General features: G+C 68.5%; 17 protein-coding genes. 12 read left to right on the plus strand and 5 right to left on the minus strand.

Annotation, left to right across the window (positions count from 1 at the left end; translation table 11 throughout):
* Positions 1–68: 68 nt before the first annotated feature.
* Together FZ029_RS34020 and FZ029_RS30340 are read left to right on the plus strand one after the other, a co-directional pair.
* On the plus strand, positions 69–194 hold the full coding sequence (locus FZ029_RS34020) for a hypothetical protein (protein ID WP_282184190.1): 126 nt from the start codon (positions 69–71) through the stop codon (positions 192–194).
* Positions 195–277: 83 nt separating this feature from the next.
* A complete protein-coding gene (locus FZ029_RS30340) occupies positions 278–520 on the plus strand; it encodes a DUF1178 family protein (protein ID WP_149273666.1) in 243 nt (80 codons plus the stop codon).
* Positions 521–532: 12 nt separating this feature from the next.
* Here FZ029_RS30340 and FZ029_RS30345 read toward each other — a convergent pair whose 3' ends face one another.
* Positions 533–1,498: a peptidoglycan-binding domain-containing protein gene (locus FZ029_RS30345; RefSeq protein WP_149273668.1), complete on the minus strand. Its 966-nt coding sequence runs from the start codon at positions 1,496–1,498 to the stop codon at positions 533–535.
* A gap of 246 nt (positions 1,499–1,744) precedes the next feature.
* On the opposite strand from FZ029_RS30345, the gene FZ029_RS30350 reads away from it, so the two are divergent.
* Complete coding sequence (locus FZ029_RS30350) at positions 1,745–2,026, plus strand: hypothetical protein (RefSeq protein WP_149273670.1); 282 nt, start codon at positions 1,745–1,747, stop codon at positions 2,024–2,026.
* An 18-nt stretch (positions 2,027–2,044) separates the two neighbouring features.
* Here FZ029_RS30350 and FZ029_RS30355 read toward each other — a convergent pair whose 3' ends face one another.
* The gene (locus tag FZ029_RS30355) at positions 2,045–2,458 is read right to left on the minus strand and encodes a hypothetical protein (RefSeq protein ID WP_149273672.1); all 414 of its coding nucleotides are present in this window, start codon (positions 2,456–2,458) and stop codon (positions 2,045–2,047) included.
* 21 nt (positions 2,459–2,479) lie between these two features.
* The gene (locus tag FZ029_RS30360) at positions 2,480–3,937 is read right to left on the minus strand and encodes a GH1 family beta-glucosidase (protein WP_149273674.1); all 1,458 of its coding nucleotides are present in this window, start codon (positions 3,935–3,937) and stop codon (positions 2,480–2,482) included.
* Between the two features lie 150 nt (positions 3,938–4,087).
* Here FZ029_RS30360 and FZ029_RS30365 point away from each other — a divergent pair, with 150 nt between their 5' ends.
* From FZ029_RS30365 to FZ029_RS30385, 5 genes are all read left to right on the plus strand, one after another.
* Entirely contained in the window at positions 4,088–4,282 is a 195-nt protein-coding gene (locus FZ029_RS30365) for a twin transmembrane helix small protein (RefSeq protein WP_149273675.1), read from the plus strand.
* Between the two features lie 9 nt (positions 4,283–4,291).
* Positions 4,292–4,861, plus strand: coding sequence for a cob(I)yrinic acid a,c-diamide adenosyltransferase (locus tag FZ029_RS30370; protein WP_149273677.1), 570 nt, complete (start codon positions 4,292–4,294; stop codon positions 4,859–4,861).
* 173 nt (positions 4,862–5,034) lie between these two features.
* The gene (locus tag FZ029_RS30375; protein WP_149273679.1) at positions 5,035–5,784 is read left to right on the plus strand and encodes an electron transfer flavoprotein subunit beta/FixA family protein; all 750 of its coding nucleotides are present in this window, start codon (positions 5,035–5,037) and stop codon (positions 5,782–5,784) included.
* A 16-nt stretch (positions 5,785–5,800) separates the two neighbouring features.
* Positions 5,801–6,739 carry an FAD-binding protein gene (locus FZ029_RS30380; protein WP_149273681.1) on the plus strand — a complete coding sequence of 313 codons (939 nt, stop codon included), beginning with the start codon at positions 5,801–5,803 and terminating at the stop codon, positions 6,737–6,739.
* Between the two features lie 95 nt (positions 6,740–6,834).
* Positions 6,835–7,713: a 3-hydroxybutyryl-CoA dehydrogenase gene (locus FZ029_RS30385; protein WP_149200611.1), complete on the plus strand. Its 879-nt coding sequence runs from the start codon at positions 6,835–6,837 to the stop codon at positions 7,711–7,713.
* Between the two features lie 214 nt (positions 7,714–7,927).
* Here FZ029_RS30385 and FZ029_RS30390 read toward each other — a convergent pair whose 3' ends face one another.
* Complete coding sequence (locus tag FZ029_RS30390; RefSeq protein ID WP_149273683.1) at positions 7,928–10,504, minus strand: glucose/quinate/shikimate family membrane-bound PQQ-dependent dehydrogenase; 2,577 nt, start codon at positions 10,502–10,504, stop codon at positions 7,928–7,930.
* Between the two features lie 195 nt (positions 10,505–10,699).
* On the opposite strand from FZ029_RS30390, the gene FZ029_RS30395 reads away from it, so the two are divergent.
* A complete protein-coding gene (locus FZ029_RS30395; RefSeq protein WP_149273685.1) occupies positions 10,700–11,221 on the plus strand; it encodes a BON domain-containing protein in 522 nt (173 codons plus the stop codon).
* 155 nt (positions 11,222–11,376) lie between these two features.
* Positions 11,377–11,586 (plus strand): hypothetical protein, encoded by a 210-nt coding sequence (locus FZ029_RS30400; protein WP_109073591.1) that lies wholly within the window; start codon positions 11,377–11,379, stop codon positions 11,584–11,586.
* Between the two features lie 248 nt (positions 11,587–11,834).
* On the opposite strand, the gene FZ029_RS30405 is transcribed toward FZ029_RS30400, so the two are convergent.
* A complete protein-coding gene (locus FZ029_RS30405; protein ID WP_149273687.1) occupies positions 11,835–12,146 on the minus strand; it encodes a hypothetical protein in 312 nt (103 codons plus the stop codon).
* 307 nt (positions 12,147–12,453) lie between these two features.
* On the opposite strand from FZ029_RS30405, the gene FZ029_RS30410 reads away from it, so the two are divergent.
* A complete protein-coding gene (locus FZ029_RS30410; protein WP_149273689.1) occupies positions 12,454–13,707 on the plus strand; it encodes an allantoate amidohydrolase in 1,254 nt (417 codons plus the stop codon).
* A 13-nt stretch (positions 13,708–13,720) separates the two neighbouring features.
* Entirely contained in the window at positions 13,721–14,959 is a 1,239-nt protein-coding gene (locus tag FZ029_RS30415) for an ArgE/DapE family deacylase (protein ID WP_149273691.1), read from the plus strand.
* Positions 14,960–15,037 lie beyond the last annotated feature (78 nt).

The following is a 15,037-nucleotide window of genomic DNA, read 5'->3' on the forward strand; positions in this document are numbered from 1 at the left end:
ACTCCTCCCCTGGGAATGGAAGGCAATCCGCGAGCAGACGAAAGCTGCCTGACCGCGGCACTCAGCGGATGCTTACGATCAACGAGCGGCTGGTGCCCTTCGGCAAATGGGTCTGCACCGGCGAACGGCCGCGCTGCTCCACCTGTCCGCTGCTGTCGATGTGCGCGCGGGTGGGCGTGACCGACTCACGCTGACGATAGGATTGATGCAGATCCTGGCGGGGCGCCGGAGGCTTGGCTAGAAAGCGGCCGGGTTTCCGCTTTCCGAGGCTCTTGCGATGATCGTCTATGCCCTGCACTGCACCTGCGGCCATGATTTCGACCAGTGGTTCGACAATATGGCCGATTACGACACCAAGAAGGCCGCCGGCATCCCCTGCCCGTCCTGCGGCGGCACCGAGGTCGCCAAGGCCATCATGGCCCCGCGCGTCGGCAAGTCCCTGCCGGCGCCCGCCCCGGCCTGCGCGCCCGCCTGCGCCCCCAGTGGCTGCGGCGGGGGCGGCTGTCCGATGATGATGTGAGGGAGGCGGCGCTCAGCGCCGCCGCGCCTCCGCCGTCAGCCGCGGGCCGGGCGTCAGTTCCTCCCGGCGGCGGGGGCCGCCGAAGCTCGGCTCGACGCGGGTGTCGCGCGGACGGTCGTCGCCGGCCGGTGCTCGGCTGAGTGGATCGACGCCCCGGCCGCTGCGCCACCATGCGAAGCCGAGGCCGCCCAGCGTCGCGGCGAGCAGCCCGGCGACACCGGCACGCGCGGCGTTGGACTGCCAGACCGACGGGGCCGCGCCGACCGCAACCGGTTCCTCCACCGGGACCGGCTTGCCGTCGGGCGTGGTCGCCGACACCGCCCCGCGCGGTGCGGCCTGCGGCACCGGCCCCTCGGATGCGCTGGCGGAGGCGCTGGCGGAGGCACTGGTCGACGGACGCGGCGCGCTCTGGGGAGTCGGGCTGGAAGGCGCGGCAGCGGAAGCCGGCGCGCTCGCCGATGGACGCGCCGCCGGGGCGGCGGCGGGGGCGCTGTGGCTGGCGGAAGAGGAGGAGGAGGAGGACGACACCGGGGCGCCGCCGAACTGGGCCATGCCGCCGACGCTCTCGTTGCCCGACTCGACCCGGCCGGTCGGGGCGGCGCGCGGCGTCACCTCCTTCTCGTGGCGGGTCTGGCCGACCTGGCTCTTGGACAGGCTGCCCATGGTCGGCGAGGCCTTCTTTTCGCGGTCGCCCATCATTTTGTTGATGGTGGCTTGGTCGAGGTTGCCGGTGGCGGGCAGGCCGACCGACTTCTGATAGGCGCTGAGGGCTGAGCGGGTTTCGGGCGTCATCTGGCCCTTGGCCCGGCCGCCGATGTCGAAGCCCTTTTCCTTGAGGATGGTCTGCGCCCACTGGATGTCGGCGACCGATGCCTCCGCCCTTGCCGGAGCGGGCGTTCCCATGGTCAGAGCCGATACCACCACCGCGACAGCCGCCACCGCGGCGCCACCATGCACCCGCCGCGAAATCCCAGACATTGCCTCTCCCTCCGTCCGTGACGCCAGACCGACTTCAGAGCCACGACACTCCCCCCGAATCGGGGAAACTGGATCGTGTTACCAGATTGCGTCGCTTTTCCGGCGGCGATTTTGGTGCGTCTGCGTTGTCCGCCGCGCAGCGTTGCCGAAAAGGCGCGTTCCCGGAAATGGTGCGCGAAAATGGATCGAAAAGCCCCGGTCGTGGTAGCGTCAAATCGGGGACGAAAAAGGAGCGGGACGCAAGCCATGACCGGGACCATAGCCGCACGCCTGCCGGCCCTGCCGGTGCTGGCCTGCCTGTCCACGCTCGCCCTGCTGTCCGGCTGCAGCAGCCCGCCGTCCTACCGGGAGTGGACCGCCAGCCCGGACGTGCCGACCGTCGCCTATGACGAATGCACCGAGCAGGTGGACAACGCCATGCGCCTGCGCGGCTATCCCCTGCGCCCGCTGCCGGAAACGCCGCAGTTCGGCTATCGCAAGGAAATCTTCGCGCTGTGCATGCGTCGCAAGGGCTATGCGGCGGAGTGACGCCTTGCCGCCCGGCCGTTACCGGCCGCCGGCGAAGTGCAGGTAGGCCAGGGCGCCCGCCAGCGTGCCGATCAGGATCACCGTCAGATAGATTCGCAGCGGCAGGGCGATCGGTTCAGCGGATTTACGCTTGCCCTTCGGTTTGCGGGGAGTTGCCGGGACGGGCTTCGGTGGAGGCCGGACGCTTCCGCCCCTGGTGGGATCGTACAGCTCGATCAGCGTCCAGTTGAACTCCATCCCTTCATAGGCGGAGTCGGCGTTGTAATCGAGCTGAATCAGCCGGAAATAGGCCCGCGGGTTGATGCCGACCATCTGGTCGAAACGCGCCTTGGCGTGGGCCAGCTCCTCGCCGACCTCCAGCGTCTTCCACCCCTTGCCACGCGCCTTCTGGATGGCGAACCTAGTCGGCTGGGGCGGGCGGGGGGACGGCATGGCCGCAGTCTACCGCCGCCCTCAGGCCAGCGGAACGGCGTTGTTGCGGATGACCGACGCATACCAGTCGTAGCTGGCCTTCGGGGTGCGGGCCATCGTCTTGCGGTCGACCTGGACCAGACCGAAATGGCGGCGGTAGCCCTCCGACCATTCGAAATTGTCCAGCAGCGTCCAGGCCATGTAGCCCTTGAGGTTGCAGCCCTCGTCGATCGACTTGGCGGCGGCCAACAGATGGTCGCGCAGATAGGCGATGCGGTCGCGGTCCTCGACACGGCCGCTCGGGCCGATGCTGTCGGGGTAGTCGGCCCCGTTCTCCGTCACATAGACCGGCGGGTTGCCGTATTTCTCCTGCAGTTCGGCCAGGATTTCGCTCAGCCCATCCGGCTCCACCGGCCAGTCCATGCCGGTCTTGCGCGTGCCCTCCGGCGCCGAGCCGTAGCCGGTGCCGAACAGCCCCTGCGGATCGGGCTGCTGGTGCATGCGGCTGTAGTAGTTGACGCCGAGGAAATCGACCGGCTGGTTGATGCGCGCCAGATCGTCGGGCTTGGCGATGCGGGCGAAGTCCGCCTCCAGCAACTCCGGGAAGCGGCCCTTGAACAGCGGGTCGAGGCAGGAGCGGTTCCACACCGCATCCCACATCAGCGAGGCCGGATAGTTCGAGTCGAGCCCGCCGACCGGCCAGGACGGCTGCAGCGACAGCACGGTGCCCAGTTGCCAGTTCCTGCCGCCCGCCTTGCGCAGGGCCGCCAGCGCGGTGCCCTGGGCGAGATTCTGGTGGTGGATCGCCTTCAGGCAGGTCTCGCGCCCGGTCAGGCCGGGCGCATGGCCGCCGGTGCCGTGGCCGAAGATGGCGACCACCGACGGCTCGTTCAGCATCACCCAGTGCTTCGCCCGGTCGCCCAGCCGGGCGGTCACCGCCAGCGCGTATTCGGTGAACCAGCCGGCGATGTCCCGGTTGGTCCAGCCGCCGCGGTCCTGCAGGGCCTGCGGCAGGTCCCAATGGAACAGGCAGGGCCAGGGCTGGATGCCTTTCGCCAGCAGCGTGTCGGTCAGCCGGTCGTAGAAGTCCAGCCCCTTGGCATTCACCGCGCCGGTGCCCTGCGGCATCACCCGCGGCCAGGCGATGGAGAAGCGGTAGGCCTTCATCCCGGCCTTCGCCATCAGATCCACATCCTCGGCATAGCGGCGGTAATGGTCGCAGGCCACGTCGCCGGTGTCGCCGTTGGCGATTCGCCCGTAGGAATGGCTGAAGGTGTCCCAGACGCTGGGCGCCCGCCCATCCTCGGCGACGGCGCCCTCGATCTGGTAGCTGGAGGTGGAGACGCCCCACAGGAAATCGTCGGGGAAGGACGTCGACGGAACGGCGGTTCCGGGAGCCGCCTGGACGGGCTTGCGGCTCAGCGCCGCGAAGGCAGCGGTGCCGGTCGCGGTGACCGCGGTCGCCTTCAGGGCCGTCTTCAGGAAAGTCCGCCGCCGCATCGCCTGCATCTCCACTCTATCCGCCGATCCCGACGCCGCGCACTCTATGCGGTCCGGCGGCGTTGGCAACCGGGGGATTACCCGGAACACCGATTTCAAGGGACCACGTCGCCATAGGCGCGGGCCGGATGCTGGAATATAGTGGCGGTCATGCAAAACCTTTTCCCCATCCTGATGGTCATGGCGATGCTGGCGGTGGTCGGCTCGCTGTTCGTCGGCCTCTTCTTCATGGCCCGTGGCGGCCAGGGCGATCCCCGCCGCTCCAACAAGGCGATGCGGCTGCGCGTGATGCTGCAGGGTGCTGCGCTGCTGCTGTTCGTTCTCGCCATCCTGACCAAAGGCTGACGGTTCCCCATGGTGAAGCTGACCAAGATCTACACGCGCGGCGGCGACGCCGGCGAAACCTCGCTCGGCGACGGCAGCCGGGTGCCGAAGCATGACCGCCGCGTCGCCGCCTATGGCACGGTGGACGAGGCGAACGCCGTCATCGGCATGGCGCGCCTGCACACCGCCGGTATGACGGAAGCCGACGCCATGCTGGGCCGCATCCAGAACGACCTGTTCGATCTGGGCGCCGACCTCTGCACGCCGGAGGAGGAGGACCCGAAATACCCGCCGCTGCGCATCGTGCAGGCGCAGGTCGACCGGCTGGAGGCGGAGATCGACGCGATGAACGCCGATCTGGCGCCGCTGACCTCCTTCATCCTGCCCGGCGGCTCTCCGGCGGCGGCGCATCTGCATCTGGCCCGCACCGTCGTGCGCCGGGCGGAACGGCTGATGACCGATCTGGCCCGGCATGAGCCGGTGACGCATGCTGCGCTGAAATACATCAACCGGCTGTCCGACCATCTGTTCGTGCTGAGCCGGGTGGTGAACCGCAACGGGGCGGACGACGTGCTGTGGGTGCCCGGCGCCAACCGCTGAGTTATTGCGGCGCCCACGTCCCTGCCGCGACAATCAGGCCGGTACACGACGCCGCCCGCGCATCCGGCGCGTCATTGACAGTGGTAATGCCAGATCCTATGGTCCGTTCGCAACCACAGCAATTTTCGCGGTGTTCGCCGTAACAGGCGCGCGCTCAGCAGCCAGGGTGAGTTATGAAAGTCCTCGTCCCCGTTAAGCGAGTGGTCGACTACAACGTGAAGATCCGCGTTAAGGCGGATGGCAGCGGCGTCGAGACCGCCAACGTGAAGATGAGCATGAACCCCTTCGACGAGATCGCCGTCGAAGAAGCCGTGCGCCTGAAGGAAGCCGGCACGGCGACCGAGATCGTCGTGGTCTCCGTCGGCCCGACCCAGGCCCAGGAGACCCTGCGCACCGCTCTCGCCATGGGTGCCGACCGCGCCATCCTGGTGCAGACCGACGTGACGACCGAACCGCTCGCCGTCGCCAAGCTGCTGAAGGCCCTGGTCGAGAAGGAGGCCCCCGGCCTCGTCATCCTCGGCAAGCAGGCGATCGACGACGACTGCAACCAGACCGGCCAGATGCTGGCGGCGCTGCTCGGCTGGGGCCAGGGCACCTTCGCGTCGAAGGTCGTCGCCGGCGACGGCAAGGTCGCGGTGACGCGTGAGATCGACGGCGGTCTGGAGACGGTGGAGCTGAAGCTGCCGGCGGTGGTGACGGCCGACCTGCGCCTGAACGAGCCGCGCTATGCCTCGCTGCCCAACATCATGAAGGCGAAGAAGAAGCCGCTGGAGACCGTCACGCCGGATGCCCTGGGCGTCGACGTGACGCCGCGTCTGAAGACGCTGAAGGTCGTTGAGCCGCCGAAGCGTCAGGCCGGCATCAAGGTGCCGGACGTCGCCACGCTGGTCGACAAGCTCAAGAACGATGCGCGCGTGATCTGAGGGGGATGAACTGACCATGGCCAACATTCTCGTCATCGCGGAACACGACGGCGCCTCGCTGAAGCCCGCCACCCTGAACGCCGTCACCGCCGCTTCCAAGATCGGCGGCGACATTCACCTGCTGGTCGCCGGCAAGGGCGCGCAGGCCGCTGCCGACGCCGCCGCCAAGGTCGCCGGCGTCGCCAAGGTGCTGCTGGCCGACGATTCGGCTTACGAGCACCAGCTGCCGGAAGACGTCGCCCCGCTGGTGGTGTCGGTCGCCAAGAACGGTTACGGCCATGTGCTGGCCGGCGCCACCTCGGTCGGCAAGAACCTCCTGCCGCGCGTCGCGGCGCTGCTGGACGTCGCCGCCATCTCCGACATCACCGCCGTGGTTTCCGGCGAGATTTTCGAGCGGCCGATCTATGCCGGCAACGCGATTGCGATGGTGCAGTCGTCCGATCCGGTGAAGGTGATTACCGTCCGCACCACCGCCTTCGAGACCGCCGCCGCCGAAGGCGGTTCGGCCGCAGTGGAAAGCGTGGCCGGTGTCGGTGCCGCCGGCCTGTCGAGCTTCGTCTCGGCCGAGCTGACCAAGTCGGAGCGTCCGGAGCTGACCGCCGCCCGCGTGGTGGTTTCGGGTGGCCGCGGCATGCAGTCGGGCGACAATTTCCCGATGCTGGAGGCCCTGGCCGACAAGCTGGGTGCCGCGGTGGGCGCCAGCCGCGCCGCCGTGGACGCGGGTTTCGTGCCGAACGACTACCAAGTCGGGCAAACCGGCAAGATCGTGGCGCCGGAGCTGTACATCGCCGTCGGCATTTCGGGTGCGATCCAGCACCTCGCCGGTATGAAGGACAGCAAGGTCATCGTCGCGATCAACAAGGATGAGGAAGCGCCCATCTTCCAGGTCGCCGATTACGGCCTCGTCGCGGACCTGTTCAAGGCCGTGCCGGAGCTGACGGAAAAGCTTGGATAAGGCGCGCTGATCCGGACTGCCGCGGCGGTCACCGGATGGAACCGGTGCCCGCCGCGGCGGACCAACTTACCCACATCCTTCGCGGGACAGCCTCCATGACCACGATCAAGAAGATTGGCATCATCGGTGCGGGCCAGATGGGCAGCGGCATCGCCCAGGTCTGTGCCCAGGCCGGGTACGACGTCACCCTGTCCGACATCAGCGAAGCGGCGCTGGAAAAGTCGCTCGCCGGCATCTCCCGGAACTTCGACCGGCAGATCCAGAAGGGCAAGCTGAGCGAGACGGACAAGACGGCCGCGCTTGGCCGCATCGTCACCGGCACCGACCTGTCGATCTTCGGCGACTCCGATCTGGTGATCGAGGCTGCGACCGAGAACGAGGCACTGAAGCGCGACCTGCTGAAGAAGCTGGTTCCGCACCTGAAGCCGGAGGCGCTGATCGCGACGAACACCTCGTCGATCTCGATCACCCGTCTGGCGGCGGCGACCGACCGTCCGGCCAAGTTCATGGGCATGCACTTCATGAACCCGGTGCCGGTGATGCAGCTGGTCGAGCTGATCCGCGGCATCGCGACCGACGAGCCGACCTTCAACGCCATCAAGGAACTGACGCTCGCCATCGGCAAGACCGCCGCGGTGGCCGAGGATTTCCCGGCCTTCATCGTCAACCGCATCCTGCTGCCGATGATCAACGAAGCCGTCTACACCCTCTATGAGGGCGTCGGCGGCGTCGATGCCATCGACACCGCGCTGAAGCTGGGCGCCAACCACCCGATGGGCCCGCTGGAACTGGCCGACTTCATCGGCCTGGACACCTGTCTGGCGGTGATGCAGGTGCTGTATGAAGGGCTGGCCGACAGCAAGTACCGCCCCTGCCCGCTGCTGGTGAAGTATGTCGAGGCCGGCTGGATCGGCAAGAAGTACGGCCGCGGCTTCTACGACTACTCGCAGACGCCGCCGGTGCCGACGCGCTGAGGATTGTTTGGTTGGGGAAAGCCCGCCTTGGGGAACCGGGGCGGGCTTTTTTGTTGGCTTTGCTGAAGAGGGATTGGCTGGCGAATGCCCCCTCCCTAACCCTCCCCCGCTATTGCGGGAGAGGGAACTCCGCCGCTTCGGCACTGACCCCCTCTCCCGCGGAACGCGGGGGAGGGTTGGGGAGGGGGCAAAGCACCTTCCCTCCCCCAGCACTTCACTTCGGCAGCGCATAGGCGATCACCGAATCGCCCTTCCTGGTCCCGAGCGAGCCATGGCCGCCGGCCACCACCAGCACATATTGCCGGCCGTCCTCCCCCTGGTAGGTCATCGGCGTGGCCTGACCGCCGGCCGGAAGACGGCTTTCCCACAGCTGCTTGCCGGTGGAAACGTCGTAGGCCCGCACATAATAGTCGATGGTGCCGGACAGGAAGGCCACGCCGCCCGCGGTCATGATCGGGCCGCCCAGGTTGGGCACGCCCATGCGGAAGGGCAGCGGCACCGGCGAGGCGTCGCGGGTGGTGCCGTTCTTGTGCTTCCACACGATCTTGCCGGTCGTCAGGTCGGCCGCTGCGACATAGCCCCAGGGCGGCGCCTGACAGGGCAGGCCCAGGACCGAGACGAAGGGGGCGAGCTTCACCGCATAGGGCGCGCCGAAATTCTCGTTGAGAGCCGGCAGGCTGAATTGCGGCCGTTCCCCACCCTGGACATACAGCTCCGTATCGTTCTGGCGCCGCACCAGCTGCGACACGAAGGCGAGATATGTGGGCGTGGTGAAGGCGATTTGGCGCTTGGGGTCGACCGCGACGCTGCCCCAGTTGAACACGCCGAAATTGCCGGGATAGATCAGCGAGCCCTGCAGCGACGGCGGGGTGAAGCGGCCGTCATAGCGCAGGCGCTTCAGCGCGATGCGGCAGGCGAGTTGGTCGAACATCGTCGCACCCCACATGTCCGCCCCGGTCAGCGGCGGCGGATCGTAGGACAGGGCGGAGACCGGCTGGGTCGGGGCGGTATGATCGCCCTCGGCGGCACCCTGCGGCGCCGGCTTCTCGGTCACCGGCAGGATCGGCTTGCCGGTGCGGCGGTCCAGCACGAACAGTTCGCCCTGCTTGGTCGGCTGCACCAGGGCCGGGACGGTCTGACCGTCGACGGTCAGGTCGATCAGGCTGGGCTGCGCCGGCACGTCATAGTCCCACAGATCGTGATGCACGGTCTGAAAGACCCAGCGCACCTGCCCCGTCGCCAGATCGAGCGCCACGACGGAAGAGGAGAAGCGCTCCACCGCCGGGCTGCGGTTGCCGCCGAACTGGTCGGGCGGCTGGTTGCCCAGTGGCACATAGACCATGCCCAGCGCCTCGTCGACGCTGGAGATTGACCAGCTGTTGGGCGAGTTGACGGTGTAGGTCTGGCCGTCGGGGATCGGCGCGGTCTGGTCCGGCTTGGCCGAATCCCAGTTCCACACCAGATGGCCGTCATTGACGTCGAAGGCGCGGATCACGCCCGACTGCTCGTGGACCGACACATTGTCCAGCACCGTGCCGCCGACGATGACGAGGTTGGCCGTCACCACCGGCGGGGAGGTCGAATAATAGGCGCCGGGCCGGACATTCGGCATGTTGGCCCACAGGTTGATCTGCCCGTCCTGGCCGAAGCCGGTGCAGATCGACCCGTCCTCCGGGTTCAGCGCGACCAGACGGCCGTCGGCGGTCGGCATGAACAGCTTCGACGCGCAGGGACCCGCGCCGACCGGCGTGGTGCCGGTGGCGGGGGTGGCCGGGTTCGGCGGAGTCGGGATGGTGGGGGCGACCCCGGCGGTGTCGGTGCTCGGTGCATCGGTGGTGGCCGGGGCCGTCCGCGGCGTCGCCGGACCGGGCGATGCGGCGACCGACTGCGAGGCCGCATGGTAGGACAGGCCGCGGCAGGTCAGGTGCTGCAGGGCGAGGTTGCGCGGGTTGATCTCCAGATCGCGGCGCCAGACCTCCTTGCCGGTCGTCGCGTCCAACGCGATGACGAGCTGGTGCGGGGAACACAGGAACAGCCGGTTGCCGATCTTCAGCGGCGTCACCTCGAAGGTGGTTTCCGTGGGATCGCCGGGCCGGCCGCGCAGGTCGCCGGTGTGGTAGGTCCAGGCGACCTCCAGCTTGTCAACATTCTGCGGCGTGATGCCGGTCAGCGGCGAATAGCGCTGGCCGTAGCCGGTGCGGCCATAGGCCTGCCACTCCCCGTCCGGGATCGCGGGGCCGGAGCCGGCGCCTGCATCCGCAGCCCCGGTGTCGGCGGCCGATGCGGTCTGCTGGCGCTGCGGGACGGTACCATCGATGCGGTGCGGGTCGGTGAACCAGGAGACGACGGCGACCAGCAACACGATCACCAGCGAGGCGGTGAGCGGGATGCCGGTGCCGCGGAAGACGCCGACGGGATAGGCGCCCGGCGCCCGTTCGCCGGCCACCGGTTCACGCTCGCCCAGGCTGCGGGTGATCCAGGGCAGAATAAGCAGGAAGCCCACCACCGCGATCACGTCGCCGCGCGCCGACAGCCGCCACCAGTCCAGCCCCGCTTCCCACAGCGCCCAGATCAGCGTGCCGATCACCAGCAGCGCGTAGATCGACAGCGCCATCGGCGACCGCTTCACCAGAAGCACGGCGGTGGCCAGGAACAGCACGCCTGCGATGGCGTAGTACCAGGACCCGCCCAGCAGGATCAGCCACAGCCCGCCGCCCAGCGAGCCGAGCCCCAGTATCGCCAGAAGGATGACCATCGCCCAGAGAGCGACGCTTCGATTTGAATGTGTCATGGCACGTCCTCAGCCAAAGCTCTTTTCGAACCCAACTCCCGGCGGTTGACTTGGTTGCGCCTCTTTTGAGCGGTAGCCGCCATGCGCCCGCCGCCGCCGTCTTGCGGCAACGTTCCCGAACGGACAGGGGAACGGGTCGCGCGCACCGACTGTTGAACGGCCAACGATCCCCAAAACCATGAATCGGAGGCCGCCATGCATCGCCATCCCTGGAGCGAGGAGTTCGCGAAGATGAGGCCGGAAGCGCGCTATCGCGGCGTCGGCCCGCGCAACTACCGCCGCTCCGACGAACGCATTTTGGAGGACATCAACGAACGCCTGACCGACGACCACCACATCGACGCATCGGACATCGGCGTGACGGTGGAAGGGGGCGAGGTGACGCTGTCCGGCACCGTGGCGGACCGCGCCGCCCGCCGCCGGGCGGAGGACATCGCCGAGAGCGTGTCGGGCGTCGGGCATGTGCAGAACGACCTGCGGGTCGCCAGTCCGACCGGCTCGGGCCGGACCGCCATGGTCGGCGTCGGCGAGCGGGTGGAACCGGCAGCCCCACAGGGCGAGGGCAGCGTGACCGGCCCCGGCGCCCCGGCGCGTGACGCGATGGTGGCCGCACTCGACAACAGCTCCATGGTGTTGGGCAAACAGCCGCTGCCGGAGGATGACACCCTGCGGCGCGGTGACGCCATGGTCGGCAGCGAGAGGCGCGACCGCCGCTAGGTCGGCGCCCACCTGCGCCGGATGCGCTGCTGCCCTGCGCGGAGGACCGGAAGGCCGGAGGGGGTACTTAACCGTTGGTTAACCGGCGGGGACCATTGTCCCGCGGCCAATCGAGTATCCCCTCTCAAGCCTTCTGGAACAGAGCAGCTGCCATCATGGGCAACAAGACCATCAAGCTTTCCGACAAGTCCGGTTACCGCGACGTCGCGCTGGACCAACTGCCGCGCAACGTCCGCGCCGCGGTGACCGACCTGTCGACCAAGAACCCGGTCGCCGACATCATCGTCGACCAGTCGGGCATGCTGTACCGCATCCACCTGTCGGCCCCGGCCAACATGTATGTGGACGTTCTGGCCGTCGCCTGACGCGGTTGCGAGTCTTTTGCTTCTCTCGGCCGTCATCCCCGCGAAGGCGGGGAACCAGAAGGCTTCGCATCCAAGCCCTTGAACGGGCTGGATTCCCGCCTTCGCGGGAATGACGGCCGAGGGAAGCCGATGTTTGAGAACCGGTGTTAAGCGATTCGAACCTGAGCGCCTTTCAGCGGGACTTGAAAAAGCTCACAATCTCTTGTGCGGCTCCATAGCGATTCAGCATTGGAAAGGGCGGCTTGCAGCTATTGCAGCCGCCCTTCGTCGTTCCGGCCCTCCAGCCTTGCCAGCGCACGGTTCAGCAGGCGTGGCGGCAGCATCGCCACCGCTCCTTCCCGCACCGCCCGCACATCCTCCAGGTCGAGGCCGGTGACGACGGCCAATTGGCGGTCGTCCAGACCGCGGTCTTCGGCCAGAATCATGATCCATCCCGCCAGCGTGCGGGCCTGGGCCAGTTCGGTGCGGTCGTTGAACCAAAGGCCGCCGCCTTTTCGCCCAATCGGACGGCCAATCGGCGTTGCGTTTTCGAAAGGCATATCGGGATCGAAAGACGTCATGGACGCACCTCCCCTCAGCGGTTTCTTTCGCACTCGCAGCAAAAACACAGACTCATCGGCAGATTTTGTTCCGCTTCATCTATGAAGTCTGCGGCCGGCCTTCCAGAGGGTGGTAGGCAATATTCGGCACTCCCAACGATCTTTCTCCTGTCTTTTTGCGCTGCGGCATGATCGGAAGGCGCCGGGCGGCCCCCTTTCCGGGATTCTTTGAAACTGTCTTCACCGGCCGGGGGCTAGGGCGGAGCGGTGGCTTCGGCGTATAACCGGGGGCATCGTCCTGTTTCCCCCGTGCAGTCCGGACCCGCCGATGCCCGAATCCCCGCTCTCTGGACCGGCCCTTCTCGACCGCATCGACGCGCTGGCGGCGATCAGCGCGGAGGATGGCCGGTTGTCGCGCCTCTACCTGACGCCGGAACACCGCCGTGCCAATGACCTCGTCGCCGCCTGGATGCGCGAGGCGGGCATGGCCGTGCGCGAGGATGCGGTCGGCAACATCATCGGCCGCTATGAAGGCAACCAGCCGGGTCTGCCGGCGCTGCTGATTGGCTCCCACCTCGACACCGTGCGCGACGCCGGGCGCTATGACGGCATGCTGGGCGTGCTGAGCGGCATCGCCGTGGTCGCCAACCTCAACGCCCGCCGCCGGCGCCTGCCCTTCGCCGTCGAGGTGATCGGCTTCGGCGACGAGGAGGGCACGCGGTTCCAATCGACCCTGATCGGCAGCCGCGCCATCGCCGGCACCTTCGACCCGGCGGTGCTGGAGACGCGCGACGCCGCCGGCACGCGGCTGGCCGACGCCATGACCGCCTTCGGTCTTCAACCCGCCGCCTGGGCAAGCGCAGCCTACGAGCCGCATGCCGTGCTGGCCTATGTGGAACTGCACATCGAGCAGGGGCCGGTGCTGGAGGCGCTGGGCCGGCCGGTCGGCGTCGTCACCGCCATCGCCGGCGCCACCCGGCTGGCGGTGACGGTGGAGGGGATGGCCGGCCATGCCGGAACCGTGCCGATGACCCTGCGCCGCGACGCGCTGGCCGCCTCCGCCGAGATGATCCTGGCGGTGGAGCAGCTGTGCTCCGGGCAGGAGCGGCTGGTCGGCACCGTCGGCCGGATCGAGGCATCGCCCGGCGCCACCAACGTCATCCCCGGCAAGGTCCGCTTCACCATCGACCTGCGCGCCGACCGCGACCCCCTGCGGCTGGAGCGGGTCGGAGCCGTCCGCGCCCGGCTGGAGGCCATCGCCGACGCCCGCGGCGTCGCCATCGGCTTCGAGACCCTGCATGAAAGCCCGGCCGTCGCCTGCCACCCCGCGCTGATGGCGCAGTTCGCCGCCGCAGCCGCCGCCGAAGGGCTGGACGCGCCGGAACTGCCGAGCGGCGCCGGCCACGACGCCATGGCGGTGGCGGCGCTGACCGACATCGCCATGCTGTTCGTGCGCTGCGAACGCGGCATCTCGCACAACCCGGCCGAACGCATCACCGCCGCCGACGCCGAGGCCGGCGCCCGCGTGCTCGCCCGCTTCGTCGACCATTTCCAGCCCGCAACCTCCCCCTCCATCCCGTGACGGACCGCCTGCCATGACCGACCTGTCCCCCTCCCTCGCCGCCACACTGGATGAAGCGGTGAACGCCCGCTTCGACGAGGAGGTCCGTTTCCTGGCGGAGCTGGTGAAGGTGCCGTCCGACAACCCGCCCGGCGACTGCGCCCCCCACGCCGTCCGCGCCGCCGAACTGCTGGAGGCGATGGGCTTCACGGTGGAACGCCACCCGGTTCCGGCCGAGCTGGTGCGGGCCAACGGCATGATCAGCGCCACCAATCTGGTGATCCGCCACCGCTTCGGCGATGGGCCTACCGTAGCGCTGAACGCCCATGGCGACGTGGTGCCGCCGGGCGAGGGCTGGTCGAGCGATCCGTATGGAGCGGAAATCCGCGACGGCGTGATGTACGGGCGCGGCGTGGCGGTGTCGAAGTCCGACTTCGCCACCTACGCTTTCGCCCTGCAGGCGCTGATGGCCTCGAACGCGGCGCTGAAGGGCACGGTCGAGCTGCATTTGACCTATGACGAGGAAGCCGGCGGCGAGATCGGGCCGAAATGGCTGCTCGACCAGGGGATTTCCAAGCCGGACTATGCGGTGTCGGCCAGCTTCGCCTATTCGGTGGTGACCGGGCACAATGGCTGCCTGCATCTGGAGGTACAGGTCGACGGCAAGTCCGCCCATGCCGCCCGTCCCGACACCGGCCATGACGCGCTGGAGGCGGCGACCGGCATCCTGACCGCGCTCTACGCCCACCGGCCGGAACTGGCGGAGCGCCGCTCCAGCGTCACCGGAATCACCCACCCGTCGCTGACCGTCGGGCTGATCCAGGGCGGCATCAACACCAACGTGGTCCCCGACCGCGTCACCTTCCGCCTCGACCGCCGCATGATCCCGGAGGAGAACCCGGCGGAAGTCGAGGCCGAACTGCGCGCCCTGATCGAGCGCGCCGCCGCCGGCCGGGACGGCATCCGCGTCAGCATCCGCCGCATCCTGCTGGCCCGCCCCTTCCGCTCGGTCGGCGACGCGCCGCGGCTGGCTTCGCTGTTCGCGGCCCATGCGCAGGAGGTGCTGGGCGTGCCGGTCGGCCAGAACGGCATCCCGCTCTACACCGACGCCCGCCATTATTCGGAGGCCGGCATCCCGACAATCCTCTACGGCGCTGGCCCGCGCGACCTGCTGGAGGCCAACGGCCACCGCGCCGACGAGAAGCTGGTGCTGGAAGACCTGCGCCGGGCGACGCAGGTGGTGGCGCGGTCGCTGGCGGAACTGCTGGGGTGAATAGAAGCCCTGCTGCGGGATCGGAACCAAACAGCCAGGGGCCGAGGCCATGGGATTTCGCGGGTATCAGCATTGCTG

Origin of the sequence: Azospirillum sp. Sh1 (assembly GCF_008365135.1) — a bacterium.
In the GTDB taxonomy this organism is placed as follows: Bacteria; Pseudomonadota; Alphaproteobacteria; order Azospirillales; family Azospirillaceae; genus Azospirillum; species Azospirillum oryzae.

What these genes read in the sequence shown, in the direction of transcription:
- FZ029_RS30370 (WP_149273677.1), top strand. Translation starts at nt 4,292, where the DNA reads ATGGTGAAGCTGACCAAGATCTACACGCGCGGCGGCGACGCCGGCGAA.
- FZ029_RS30380 (WP_149273681.1), top strand. Translation starts at nt 5,801, where the DNA reads ATGGCCAACATTCTCGTCATCGCGGAACACGACGGCGCCTCGCTGAAG.
- FZ029_RS30355 (WP_149273672.1), bottom strand. Translation starts at nt 2,458, where the DNA reads ATGCCGTCCCCCCGCCCGCCCCAGCCGACTAGGTTCGCCATCCAGAAG.
- FZ029_RS30375 (WP_149273679.1), top strand. Translation starts at nt 5,035, where the DNA reads ATGAAAGTCCTCGTCCCCGTTAAGCGAGTGGTCGACTACAACGTGAAG.
- FZ029_RS30365 (WP_149273675.1), top strand. Translation starts at nt 4,088, where the DNA reads ATGCAAAACCTTTTCCCCATCCTGATGGTCATGGCGATGCTGGCGGTG.
- FZ029_RS30340 (WP_149273666.1), top strand. Translation starts at nt 278, where the DNA reads ATGATCGTCTATGCCCTGCACTGCACCTGCGGCCATGATTTCGACCAG.
- FZ029_RS30395 (WP_149273685.1), top strand. Translation starts at nt 10,700, where the DNA reads ATGCATCGCCATCCCTGGAGCGAGGAGTTCGCGAAGATGAGGCCGGAA.
- FZ029_RS30360 (WP_149273674.1), bottom strand. Translation starts at nt 3,937, where the DNA reads ATGCGGCGGCGGACTTTCCTGAAGACGGCCCTGAAGGCGACCGCGGTC.
- FZ029_RS30405 (WP_149273687.1), bottom strand. Translation starts at nt 12,146, where the DNA reads ATGACGTCTTTCGATCCCGATATGCCTTTCGAAAACGCAACGCCGATT.
- FZ029_RS30345 (WP_149273668.1), bottom strand. Translation starts at nt 1,498, where the DNA reads ATGTCTGGGATTTCGCGGCGGGTGCATGGTGGCGCCGCGGTGGCGGCT.
- FZ029_RS30400 (WP_109073591.1), top strand. Translation starts at nt 11,377, where the DNA reads ATGGGCAACAAGACCATCAAGCTTTCCGACAAGTCCGGTTACCGCGAC.
- FZ029_RS30385 (WP_149200611.1), top strand. Translation starts at nt 6,835, where the DNA reads ATGACCACGATCAAGAAGATTGGCATCATCGGTGCGGGCCAGATGGGC.
- FZ029_RS30410 (WP_149273689.1), top strand. Translation starts at nt 12,454, where the DNA reads ATGCCCGAATCCCCGCTCTCTGGACCGGCCCTTCTCGACCGCATCGAC.
- FZ029_RS30415 (WP_149273691.1), top strand. Translation starts at nt 13,721, where the DNA reads ATGACCGACCTGTCCCCCTCCCTCGCCGCCACACTGGATGAAGCGGTG.
- FZ029_RS34020 (WP_282184190.1), top strand. Translation starts at nt 69, where the DNA reads ATGCTTACGATCAACGAGCGGCTGGTGCCCTTCGGCAAATGGGTCTGC.
- FZ029_RS30390 (WP_149273683.1), bottom strand. Translation starts at nt 10,504, where the DNA reads ATGACACATTCAAATCGAAGCGTCGCTCTCTGGGCGATGGTCATCCTT.
- FZ029_RS30350 (WP_149273670.1), top strand. Translation starts at nt 1,745, where the DNA reads ATGACCGGGACCATAGCCGCACGCCTGCCGGCCCTGCCGGTGCTGGCC.